General features: G+C 67.0%; 10 protein-coding genes and 1 pseudogene. 8 read left to right on the top strand and 3 right to left on the bottom strand.

The window, feature by feature from the left end; all coding sequences use genetic code 11:
* Window positions 1-844: formate-dependent phosphoribosylglycinamide formyltransferase (gene purT, locus DBR23_RS11275; protein WP_108498305.1), on the bottom strand; the 844-nt coding region annotated here is incomplete at its 3' end.
* A 108-nt stretch (window positions 845-952) separates the two neighbouring features.
* On the opposite strand from purT, the gene DBR23_RS11270 reads away from it, so the two are divergent.
* The 8 genes and pseudogenes from DBR23_RS11270 to DBR23_RS11235 all read left to right on the top strand — a co-directional run bounded on the left by DBR23_RS11270 (window position 953) and on the right by DBR23_RS11235 (window position 9185).
* Window positions 953-2581 (top strand): sigma-54-dependent Fis family transcriptional regulator, encoded by a 1629-nt coding sequence (locus DBR23_RS11270; RefSeq protein WP_233250400.1) that lies wholly within the window; start codon window positions 953-955, stop codon window positions 2579-2581.
* Window positions 2582-2814: 233 nt separating this feature from the next.
* Window positions 2815-3726: a sulfurtransferase gene (locus tag DBR23_RS11265; RefSeq protein WP_056745584.1), complete on the top strand. Its 912-nt coding sequence runs from the start codon at window positions 2815-2817 to the stop codon at window positions 3724-3726.
* A gap of 86 nt (window positions 3727-3812) precedes the next feature.
* Window positions 3813-4381, top strand: a pseudogene (locus DBR23_RS11260) (OsmC family protein).
* 151 nt (window positions 4382-4532) lie between these two features.
* Window positions 4533-5690 carry an acyl-CoA dehydrogenase family protein gene (locus tag DBR23_RS11255; RefSeq protein WP_108498302.1) on the top strand — a complete coding sequence of 386 codons (1158 nt, stop codon included), beginning with the start codon at window positions 4533-4535 and terminating at the stop codon, window positions 5688-5690.
* Entirely contained in the window at window positions 5687-7012 is a 1326-nt protein-coding gene (locus DBR23_RS11250; protein ID WP_108498301.1) for an FAD-dependent oxidoreductase, read from the top strand. The genes DBR23_RS11255 and DBR23_RS11250 overlap by 4 nt, the downstream gene beginning before the upstream one ends.
* A gap of 153 nt (window positions 7013-7165) precedes the next feature.
* Entirely contained in the window at window positions 7166-7744 is a 579-nt protein-coding gene (locus DBR23_RS11245) for a DUF3455 domain-containing protein (RefSeq protein ID WP_108498300.1), read from the top strand.
* A 107-nt stretch (window positions 7745-7851) separates the two neighbouring features.
* Complete coding sequence (locus tag DBR23_RS11240) at window positions 7852-8418, top strand: sigma-70 family RNA polymerase sigma factor (protein WP_056059648.1); 567 nt, start codon at window positions 7852-7854, stop codon at window positions 8416-8418.
* Window positions 8415-9185: an anti-sigma factor domain-containing protein gene (locus DBR23_RS11235; protein WP_108498299.1), complete on the top strand. Its 771-nt coding sequence runs from the start codon at window positions 8415-8417 to the stop codon at window positions 9183-9185. The genes DBR23_RS11240 and DBR23_RS11235 overlap by 4 nt, the downstream gene beginning before the upstream one ends.
* Before the next feature lie 22 nt (window positions 9186-9207).
* Here the strand turns inward: DBR23_RS11235 and cynS are convergent, their stop codons facing one another.
* Together cynS and DBR23_RS11225 are read right to left on the bottom strand one after the other, a co-directional pair.
* Window positions 9208-9651: a cyanase gene (gene cynS / locus DBR23_RS11230; RefSeq protein ID WP_008905293.1), complete on the bottom strand. Its 444-nt coding sequence runs from the start codon at window positions 9649-9651 to the stop codon at window positions 9208-9210.
* A 111-nt stretch (window positions 9652-9762) separates the two neighbouring features.
* A partial coding sequence (locus DBR23_RS11225) for an ATP-binding cassette domain-containing protein (RefSeq protein WP_146191310.1) occupies window positions 9763-10177 on the bottom strand: 415 nt, incomplete at its 5' end.

The raw sequence follows: 10177 nt of genomic DNA, 5'->3' as shown, positions 1-10177 counted from the left end.
CTTCCTGGCCCTTGACGAACAGCTCCACGCCAAACAATCCCTGGCCGCCCAGGTTGTCGGTGACGGCCTTGGCGATCTGGCGCGACTTTTCGAGTGCGGCCGGGTGCATGGGGTGGGGCTGCCAGCTTTCCACATAGTCGCCACTCACCTGCACATGGCCGATGGGGTCGCAAAAACTGGTGGTGATTTGGCCGTCGGCGCCCACCGACCGCACGGTGAGCTGGGTGATTTCGTAGTCAAAGTCGATGAAGCCCTCGACGATCACGCGGCCGTGGCTCACCCGGCCACCGGCCATGGCGTAGTCCCAGGCCTTTTGCACGTCGGCGGGGCCGTCGATCTTGCTCTGGCCCTTGCCGGAGCTGCTCATCACGGGCTTGACGATGCAGGGGTACCCGATGCCTGCATCAATCGCGGCCTGCAGTTCTTCCAGCGAATTGCAGAATTTGTAAGGGCTGGTGGGCAGGCCCAGCGTCTCGGCAGCCAGCACGCGGATGCCTTCGCGGTCCATGGTCAGGCGCGCGGCGCGGGCCGTGGGGATCACGCGCACGGTGCCCGCGGCTTCCAGCTCTTCGAGCATGGGGGTGGCGATGGCTTCGATCTCGGGCACCACCAGGTGCGGGCGCTCGGCCTCGATCAGGGCCTTGAGCTGGGCCGGGTCGCTCATGGTGATGGTGCGCGCGTGGTGGGCCACTTGCTGGCCGGGGGCGTTGTCGTAGCGGTCCACGGCAATGGTTTCCACCCCCAGGCGCTGCAGCGCGATCAGCACCTCCTTGCCCAGCTCGCCCGAGCCCAGCAGCATGACTTTGGTGGCATGGGGGGACAGAGGGGTTCCGAGGGTGGTCATGGTGGGGGCTTTCGAGAAGGTGAAAAAGTCGGTAAATGGCGGGACGCAGGCGACTTTAATGCACCCGGGCGCAGAACTTGCAATCGCCCTGACATGCCCCCACCGCCCATGCCCTCCCCTTCCAGCACGGCCCGCTCGCACAGCCCCACCGACTGGCACGCCCAGGAGCTGCTGCTGATGCGCGAGGTGATGCGCCTCATCGGCCGCAGCCTGGCGCCCGGCCTGGTGCTGCGCGAAATGCTGCACCTGATGAGCGAACTGCTGGGCCTGAACCGGGGGCGCATCGTGCTGGTGGACGACGCTCCCTCCTCCCCAGCCGGCGCGCCGCGCACCGCCTCCATCCAGCATGCGTACGGACTCACCCAGGCCGAGGTGCAGCGCGGGCGGTACGCCTGGGGCGAGGGCATCACAGGCCGCGTGCTGGCCACGGGGCAGCCTGCCATCGTGCAGGACATTGATGCCGAACCGCTGTTTCTGGCACGCGCAGTGGAGCGCAGCCAGCTGCCGCCCGAGACAGTGGCCTTCATCGCCCTGCCGATCGAGGTCAACAACGCGCCCATCGGCGTGCTGGCCTGCCACCGCATCCGTAGCCGCCAGCGCCACCTGAACGACGACCTGGCGGTGCTGCGCGTGCTGGCCACGCTGGTCGGGCAGCTGCTGCAGCTGGAAGCCCTGGTGGCCGAGCAGACGCGGCAGCTGCAGGCGCGCAACGCCGTGCTGGCCAATGCGCTCAACACCAAAAGCGCGCGCTACGGGCTCATTGGCAGCTCGCCACCGCTGCTGCAGGCCTTGAGCGAGCTGGAGCGCGTGTCGCAAACCCAGGCCACCGTGCTGCTGCTGGGCCAGTCGGGCACGGGCAAGGAGCTGTTCGCACGCGCCGTGCACCTGGCCAGCGGGCGGCGCGACCGGCCCTTCATCAAGGTCAACTGCTCGGCCATTCCGGACGCGCTGTTCGAATCCGAACTGTTTGGCTATGAAAAAGGCGCGTTCACCGGCGCCAGCACAGCCCGCGCGGGCTGGTTCGAGCAGGCCGACAGCGGCACCATCTTTCTGGATGAGATTGGCGAGCTGCCGCTGGCCCTGCAGTCCAAGCTGCTGCGCACGCTGCAGGAGGGCACGCTGGTGCGCCTGGGTGGGCAGCGCGAGGTCAAAGTCAATGTGCGCCTGGTGGCAGCCACCAACCGCGACCTGGCACAGGAGGTGGAGACCGGAAACTTCCGGCAGGATCTGTACTACCGCCTGAACGTGATCCCCATCCGCCTGCCCTCGCTGGCCGAGCGGCGCGAGGACATCCGCGCGCTGGCGCTGCACTTTGTGAGCCGCGCCAATCAGGCGCACCAGCGCAACGTGAACCTCTCGCCCGACGCGCTGGCGCGGCTGGAAGAACACCCCTGGCCCGGCAACATCCGCGAGCTGGGCAATGTGATCGAACGCCTGGTGCTGCTGGCCAATGACACGCTGGTGACCCGGGCGGAGCTGGACCGGTTTCTACCCACTGCGGCTGTGGTTTTGCCACCCGCACCGGCGCCCGTTCAGCAGATTCAGGCCGAGATGCCGTCTACCCCTATCGCCGCAGCACCGCTGGTGCGCGACTACGCCTCGGCCCAGTCCCACAGCGTTCAGGTGCTGCAGGCCGCGCTGGTCGAACACCACGGCAACCAGTCGCGCGCAGCGCAGAGCCTGGGGTTGACGCTCCGGCAGTTCGCTTACCGGCTGCGCAAAGCAGGCTTGAAGTGACGCCCAACACTGTGTCAACAATTTGTAGACACAGTGTTCAGCGTCCGCGTTGGACAGGCTGCGCTCTGGTGATAGTCTACACAAAATACTATCAAATCAATAGCTACCAGCGCTTTACCAATCAGCGCTAGCAGCCTATTTCATTCAAATTTCTTTGCATTCCCAAGCTCTGGCACACCTGTTGCGATAAGGAAGGCAGGCATCCCGCCCACCACCGCACCGAAAGGTTTTCCATGAGCACCGTGACCGCCACCGCCTCCGACGCCGTCCTCATCTCACCCACCCAGCTGTTGGCCCTGCAAGCCGCAGAACCTGTGGTGCTGATCGACACCCGCGACGCCGACACCTATGCCCTGGGGCACATCCCCGGCGCGGTGAACCTGCGCGAGACATTCACGTATCTCGCCACCTCCACGCCCCAAGGCCTGCAGGAGCTGAAAGACACCTTTGCCGCGCACCTGGGCGCCATCGGCCTGTCGGGCGCCGAGACGGCCGTGTTCTATGAAGATGCACTCAACAGCGGCTACGGCCAGTCGTGCCGGGGCTACTACCTGCTGACCTGGCTGGGCTACCCCAAGGTCAAGGTATTGAATGGCGGCTACTCGGCCTGGAAGGCGGCAGAGCTGCCCGTCTCCACCGAGGCGGTGGTGCCCACGCCCGCCATCTTCCCCACCCAGCTGGCCACCACCGATGTGATGCTGACCAAGGAGGATGTGATCGAGGCCCTGGGCACCGACACCGTGCTGCTGGACGTGCGCGATGTGGACGAGTGGATTGGCGACAGCTCCAGCCCCTATGGCAAGGACTTTGCGCCGCGCAAAGGCCGCCTGCCGGGCGCCAAGTGGCTGGAGTGGTACCGCTTCATGAAGCCCTCGCCCCAGGGTCCGGTGTTCAAGTCGCCCGACGAAGTGCGCGCCGAATGCGCCACGGCGGGCATCAGCCCGGCGGACACGGTGTACCTGTATTGCTTCAAGGGCGCACGCGCGTCCAACACCTTCCTGGCGCTCAAGCAGGCGGGCTTTGCCGATGTGCGCATGTACTTCGGCTCGTGGAACGAATGGTCGCGCGACGACAAGTTGCCGATCGAAAGCGGGCTGCCGCTGGTCAAGTTCCCCAAAAAGCCTGCGCTGGCACTGGCGGCCTGAGCACCGTGCGTTGTTGCAGCGGGCATGGCCCGCTGCGAACCCTGTCCTTCTTTTTTGCATTCCCTTCTCTTTCTCCAAGGAACACCATGTCCACCGATCTGCTGGAACCCTCTGCCCCCGTCACCACCGTGCACACACACCTGCCCCCATCGACCGCGACGGGCTGATGGCCTTTGCCGACAAGGGCCGCAACAATCCTGCCAGCCGGGGCACCAACAAGGTCCATACGGTAATGGAGGGGCAGTACCGCTCGCTGAGCTATGTGGGCAACCATGCGCCGGTGGTGGTGGACGAGCCCCTGCACCTGTTCGGTCAGGACACGGCGCCTGCGCCCGGCGAAATCGTGTTGTCGGGCCTGGGCGGCTGCCTGGCCGTGGGCATCACGGCCGTGGCCACCTGGAAGCAGGTCAAGCTCAGCAAGATCGAGGTCTTCATGGAAGGCGACATCGGCAACCCGGCCGCCTGGGGTGCGGGTGGTGCATTGCAGAAGACGCCCCCCGAGATGGGATTTCAGGCGATCCGCGTGAAGGTGCGGGTGGAAGGCGATGCACCGCGCGAGGTGCTGGACGAGATCGTGCAGCACGCCAATTTCTACTCGCCCGTGGCCAACAGCATGCGCAACCCCATCCCCTTCGAGATCAGCCTCGCGGACTGAGGGCGACACACAAAACTCTTCTGGCGTCGTTGCCGCGTCTTGTCGTACTACTCGTACTGCCTGCGACGCAGCGCCTAGCCAGAACCGCTTCGCTGAGTTTTGTGTGCCGCCCCTACCTGACCAACCGTTCCCTGCGCACCCAAGGAGCCCCATGAACCCCGCCGACCTCCCTCCCCAACTCCACCTGGACGGCGCCCTGCGGGGCGATGCGCTGCTGGCCGCCGTGCGCCAGATTGCGCAGGGCCCGCTGGCCGCGCAGGTGGAGGCGATTGACCGCACCGGCTACTACCCCTGCGCGGAGCTGCAGCAGCTGGCCGCCGTGGGCGCGATGAGCGCGCACCTGGACAGCACGGCGGGCCCGGCCGACTACGGCCTGGCCATCCGCGCCATGGCCGAGGCCTCGCGCGTGTGCGGCGCTACCGGCTTCATGATGTGGTGCCAGGCGGTGTGTGGGCTGTACCTGCAGCAGTCGGGCAACCCCACGCTGATGGGCGATGTGCTGCAGCGCCACGCCAGCGGCGCAGGCATGGGCGGCACGGCGCTGTCCAACCCCATGAAGAGCTACGCGCAGATCGAAAGCCTGCTGCTCAAGGCCACGCCGGTGGAGGGCGGCTACCTCGTCAACGGCACCCTGCCCTGGGTGAGCAACCTGGGGCCCGACCACTACTGCGGCGCGATTGCGGCGGTGGTGGAGGCCGACGGTGCGGCCAGCCAGCGCGAGGTGATGTTCCTGCTGCGCTGCGACGCACCGGGCGTGGAGATGCGCGAATGCCCCAGCTTCTCCGCCATGGAGGGCACGGGCACCTATGCACTGCGGCTCAAGGACCATTTCATCGGCACGGCCGACACCATGGCCGACCCTACCCGGCCTTTCATCGCCCGCATCCGCGCTGCGTTCGTGATGCTGCAATGTGGCATGGCGGTGGGCATCACCCAGGGCGCCATCGACTCGATGTGGGCGGTGGAGGCCCAACTGGGCCACGTCAACCAGTTCCTGGAAGACCGGCCCGACGCCCTGCAGGCCGAACTGGATGCACTGACCGCACGCGTCATGCAACTGGCCCAGACGCCGTTCGACACAAGCACCGACTTCTTCATCGATGTGCTGGACGCCCGTGCCCATGGCGCGGAGCTGTGCCTGCGCGCCGCCCAGTCGGCCCTGATGCACCAGGGCGCGCGCGGCTACCTGATGAGCTCGGACGTGCAGCGGCGCGTGCGCGAGTCGCACTTTGTGGCCATCGTCACGCCCGCCATCAAGCACCTGCGCAAGGAGATCGCCCGGCTCAGCACCGAGGAGATGCCTGCATGACGCGCGCCCTCCCCACCGCCACCACGCCATCGGTTACCTCCGAGTTCGTGTTGAGCGCAGCATCGCAGGCGCTGTGCGATGCGTTTGCCGACGCGGCCGCCCAGGCGCCCTGGCAGAGCTACATCTGCAACGCCTGCGGCTACGTCTACCACGAGGCCGACGGCGACCCCGATGGCGGCCTGCCGCCGGGCACGCGGCTGGCGGACATACCCGACGACTGGGCCTGCCCGCTGTGTGGAGTGACCAAGGCCGATTTTTCTCCATATGAGGCCCCCACGCTGGAGGCGCTGCGGGCGCAGGCCAGCGCAGCGCCAGCCGCCTCCCTGCGCGTGCGTGGCGAGCCGGGCGTGGTCATCGTCGGCGCGGGCCGTGCAGGCTGGCAACTGGCCGAAACCCTGCGCCAACACAGCGCCACGCTGCCCATCACCCTGGTGACGGCCTGCGCTGGCGACCGGTACGACAAGCCTTTGCTGTCGGTGGCCATGGCGCGCCAGCTGGACCCGCTGGCCCTGGTGTCCGAAACCGGTCGCGATGCGGCGCACCGCCTGGGCGTCACCCTGCTGGCCCACACCCATGCCGTGCGCATCTGCGCCGACACCCGCCAATTGCGCACCACGCGGGGCGTGCTGCGCTACGGCCACCTGGTGCTGGCCCACGGTGCGCAGGCCGCCTTGCCGCCGGGCTTGCCCGCCAGCCTGTGCTGGCGCATCAACCACCTGGACGCCTACCAGCGCCTGCGCCAGCACCTGGGCGAGCAGCCCAAGGACGTGCTCATCATCGGCGCGGGCCTGATCGGCAGCGAGCTGGCCAACGACCTGGCACTGGGCGGCCACCGCATCACGCTGCTGGACACGGCCGCCGAGCCGCTGGCGCGCTGGCAAGAACAGCAGGCGGGCCCGCAGCTGCTGGACGCCTGGAGGGATCTGTCCATCCGCTTTGAAGGCAGCCTGCAGGTTGCGAATGTGGAGCGCGTGGGTTCGCGCTACCGCGTCACCACCACCTGCGGGCGGCGATTTGCCGCCGACGAAGTGGTGGTGGCAGCAGGCCTGCTGCCACCCCACCGCCTGGCGCAGAGTGCAGGGCTTGATTGGGCCCACGGCATCGCGGTGGACGCAGGCACGCTGCAGACCAGCGTATCCCGCATCCATGCACTGGGCGATTGCATCAGCGTCGACGGGCAGTGCAGCCGCTACATCGAACCGATTGCCCGGCAGGCGCGCACGCTGGCGGCCGCCATCCTGGGCCAACCGGTGGCCCCCTATGAGCACCGGGCGGCCGTGGTGCGGGTCAAGACCACCACCCAGCCGCTGACCCTGCATTGAGGCAGCCTCGGGCCCGGGCGGCAATCTTGCCCGGGCTGGCACCGGCAAAAAATTTTTGGCATCCACTGCATCCAAACGGCGTTTTCGTGGGTAGTACCTACAGCAGCGCAACTTGCTGCTGTCCTATCAACCCATAGACCAGAGAGAAACGCCATGACCGTCCACACGTCCCCCATCTCCCGCCTGCTGCCCCTGACGGGTGCCATTGCCGCCGCCGTGCTGCTGAGCGCCTGCGGTTCGATGATGTCGTCGCCTTCCAAATCCATGTATTCGCAGGACAGCCTGCCCGACAGCATCAAGGTACCGACTGGCAACAAGGTGGCAATGGAAACCGTGGGCGTGGGCGAGATCACCTACGAATGCCGCGACAAGGCCAACATGCCCGGCCAGACCGAATGGGTGTTCGTGGGCCCCAAGGCCGTGCTGAATGACCGCAGCGGCAAACAAGTGGGCACCTACTACGGCCCACCGGCCACCTGGGAGTCGAGCGATGGGTCCAAGCTGACGGCTACCCAGCTGGCCGTGGCACCCTCGGGCACGGGCAACCTGCCCTACCAGCTCGTCAAGGCCAACCCCGCCATGGGTTCGGGCGCCATGACCGGCGTGACCTTCATCCAGCGCGTGGCCTTGAAGGGTGGCGTGGCACCCGCTGCTGCCTGCACCACCGCCAACAAGGGCGAGCGCCAGATCGTGAAGTACCAGGCCGACTACATCTTCTGGAAGGCCGCGTAAACCACGCACACGCAATCCCCTGCCCAGCGGGGGCTACCGCCAGGCGGTGGCGGGTTTGCGGCTACGATGCGCCCACCCTTTAGCCAAGGCCCCGCTGCCTGCACACCGTGCCCGACACCCCTGGCGATTTTGACTACGAAGCCGCTCTGGCCGCCTGCGCAGCCGGCGACCGGCAGGCCATGCACCGCCTATATGAACAGGAGGGCGCACGGCTGCTGGGCGTGGCGCTGCGCATCGTGCGCCAGCGCGCGTTGGCCGAGGACATCGTGCACGATGCGTGCGTGAACATCTGGACGCGCGCCACCAGCTACGACGCGAGCCGGGGCAGCGCACGCGGCTGGATCTACAGCGTGGTGCGCAACCTGGCCCTGAACGCCGTGCGCGACGCGGGCCGCCACGTTGATGTGGACGACACCACCACCCAAGCCCTGGAGGCCGACATGTCTGTGCAGGCCCACCACGAGGTCGAGGAAACCTTTGCGCTGAACGCCAGCCTGGGCCGCCTGCAGCATTGCCTGGAGGCCCTGGACCCCGCGCGCCGCAACTGCGTGTTGCACGCCTATGTGGACGGCTGCTCGCACGGCGAAATTGCCGAGCGCCTCGGCGCGCCGCTGGGCACCGTCAAGGCGTGGATCCGGCGCAGCCTGGTTTCGCTGCGGGAGTGCATGGCATGACCGACGTGCGCAACACACCGTCCACCCCCTCGCCGGAAGACCTGCATGTTCTGGCCGGTGAGTACGTGCTGGGCACCCTGCCCGCCGCCGAACGCCAGGGCGTGCAGCAACGCCTGCCAGGTGACAAGGCATTGCAACAGGCGGTGGCCGAATGGGAAGCCCGCCTGCTGCCGCTGACCCAGCTGGCGGAGCCCATCGCGCCGCCCGCTGCCTTGTGGGCGCGCATCGACCAGTCGCTGCAGGCCACCAGCGCACAGCCGGCTGCGACGTCCGTTACCTCCCAACCCCGCGCAAAAACCGAGCGCAAGCCATCCGTGCGCTGGTGGGACCACCTGGGCCTGTGGCGTGCCCTCGCCGGCTCGGGCTTTGCCATGGCAGCGGTGCTCGCGGCAGTGCTCGTCACACGCACCGCCCCAGTGGCCGCGCCGCCACAGTTCATGGTGGTGCTGGTCGCGCCGCAGGACAAGGCCCCGGGCTGGGTGGTGCAGGCCAGCTCGCCCCGGCAGATCAGCCTGATTCCGCTGGGTGTGGCCGAAGTACCGGCCGACAAGGCCCTGGAGTTCTGGACCAAGGCCGACGGCTGGAGCGGCCCCGTATCGCTGGGCCTGGTGCAGCCCGGTCAGCCGCTCCAGATCCCGCTGGACAAGCTGCCGCCGCTGCAGCCCAACCAGTTGTTCGAGCTGACGCTGGAACCGCCCACGGGCTCGCCGATTGGCAAACCCACGGGGCCTATCCAGTTCATTGGCCGCGCCGTCAAAGTGCTGTGACGAACACGGCCTGGGCCCGATTTCAGTACTGCTTATAGGGCAGGAATTTGCCGGACAGGACCACATTCACGCGGTCGCCATTGGGATTGGCCTCGCGCTGGATGTCCATGCTGAAGTCGATGGCGCTCATGATGCCGTCGCCAAACTCTTCGTGGATCAGCTCCTTGATGGTGGTGCCGTACACACTCACCACCTCGTACCAGCGGTAGATCAGCGGATCGGTGGGCACGGGCGTGGGCAGCGAGCCCTTGTAGGGCACCACCTGCAGCCACTTCTGCTCTTCGGCGGTGAGGCCGAAGATCTTGCCGACGATCTTGGCCTGCTCGGGCGTGGCAGTCATCTGGCCCAGGCACAGGGCCGTGGTCCATTCCTTGGACTGGCCGACCTTCTTGGCAATGGCCTCCCATTGCAGGCCCTTGGCGACCTTGGTGCTGATGATCTTTTCGGTAACGTCGTTGCGGTTCATGGTGTTGGCTCCTTCGGTTGGATGGGTTTTGGAACAGGGAACAGGAACTTCAGGGTGCAGCACTCCCTGCCCCCCAAGGGGCAACACGACAGTGCTGGGTTATTCAGGAAATCAGTGGGCTTTGGCTCGGGTGACGAGAAAGTCCACGATGTGGTTGCGCAGCGCGTAGTAGCCGTCCAGGTGGTGCAGGCTGGTGCGCGTACGTTCGCGTGGCAGCGGGTTCACCACCACCTCGGCGATGCCGCCGGGGCGATAGCCCTCGGGCGTCTCGTTGCCGTTGCTCATGAGCAGGATGCGGTCGGCCAGCAAGATGGCTTCGTCCACATCGTGCGTGATCATGAAGACCGTCTGCTGCGTCTGGCGCACGATGGCCATCAGCTCGTCCTGGATGGTGCCGCGCGTGAGCGCATCGAGTGCGCCGAAGGGTTCATCCAGCAGCAGCATCTTGGGCTGGATGGAGAACGCGCGCGCAATGCCCACGCGCTGCTTCATGCCGCCTGAGAGCTGTGAGGGCTTCTTGTCAATG

This window comes from Acidovorax sp. HMWF018 (assembly GCF_003061035.1).
GTDB lineage: Bacteria > Pseudomonadota > Gammaproteobacteria > Burkholderiales > Burkholderiaceae_C > Acidovorax > Acidovorax delafieldii.
The sequence above is the reverse complement of the archived record's forward strand: the minus strand, read 5'-3'. Positions and strand labels throughout refer to the sequence as shown.

Excerpts from the sequence above, each read along its gene's own strand:
- DBR23_RS11270 (WP_233250400.1), top strand. The coding sequence starts at position 953 with ATGCCCTCCCCTTCCAGCACGGCCCGCTCGCACAGCCCCACCGACTGG.
- DBR23_RS11265 (WP_056745584.1), top strand. The coding sequence starts at position 2,815 with ATGAGCACCGTGACCGCCACCGCCTCCGACGCCGTCCTCATCTCACCC.
- DBR23_RS11255 (WP_108498302.1), top strand. The coding sequence starts at position 4,533 with ATGAACCCCGCCGACCTCCCTCCCCAACTCCACCTGGACGGCGCCCTG.
- DBR23_RS11250 (WP_108498301.1), top strand. The coding sequence starts at position 5,687 with ATGACGCGCGCCCTCCCCACCGCCACCACGCCATCGGTTACCTCCGAG.
- DBR23_RS11245 (WP_108498300.1), top strand. The coding sequence starts at position 7,166 with ATGACCGTCCACACGTCCCCCATCTCCCGCCTGCTGCCCCTGACGGGT.
- DBR23_RS11235 (WP_108498299.1), top strand. The coding sequence starts at position 8,415 with ATGACCGACGTGCGCAACACACCGTCCACCCCCTCGCCGGAAGACCTG.
- cynS (WP_008905293.1), bottom strand. The coding sequence starts at position 9,651 with ATGAACCGCAACGACGTTACCGAAAAGATCATCAGCACCAAGGTCGCC.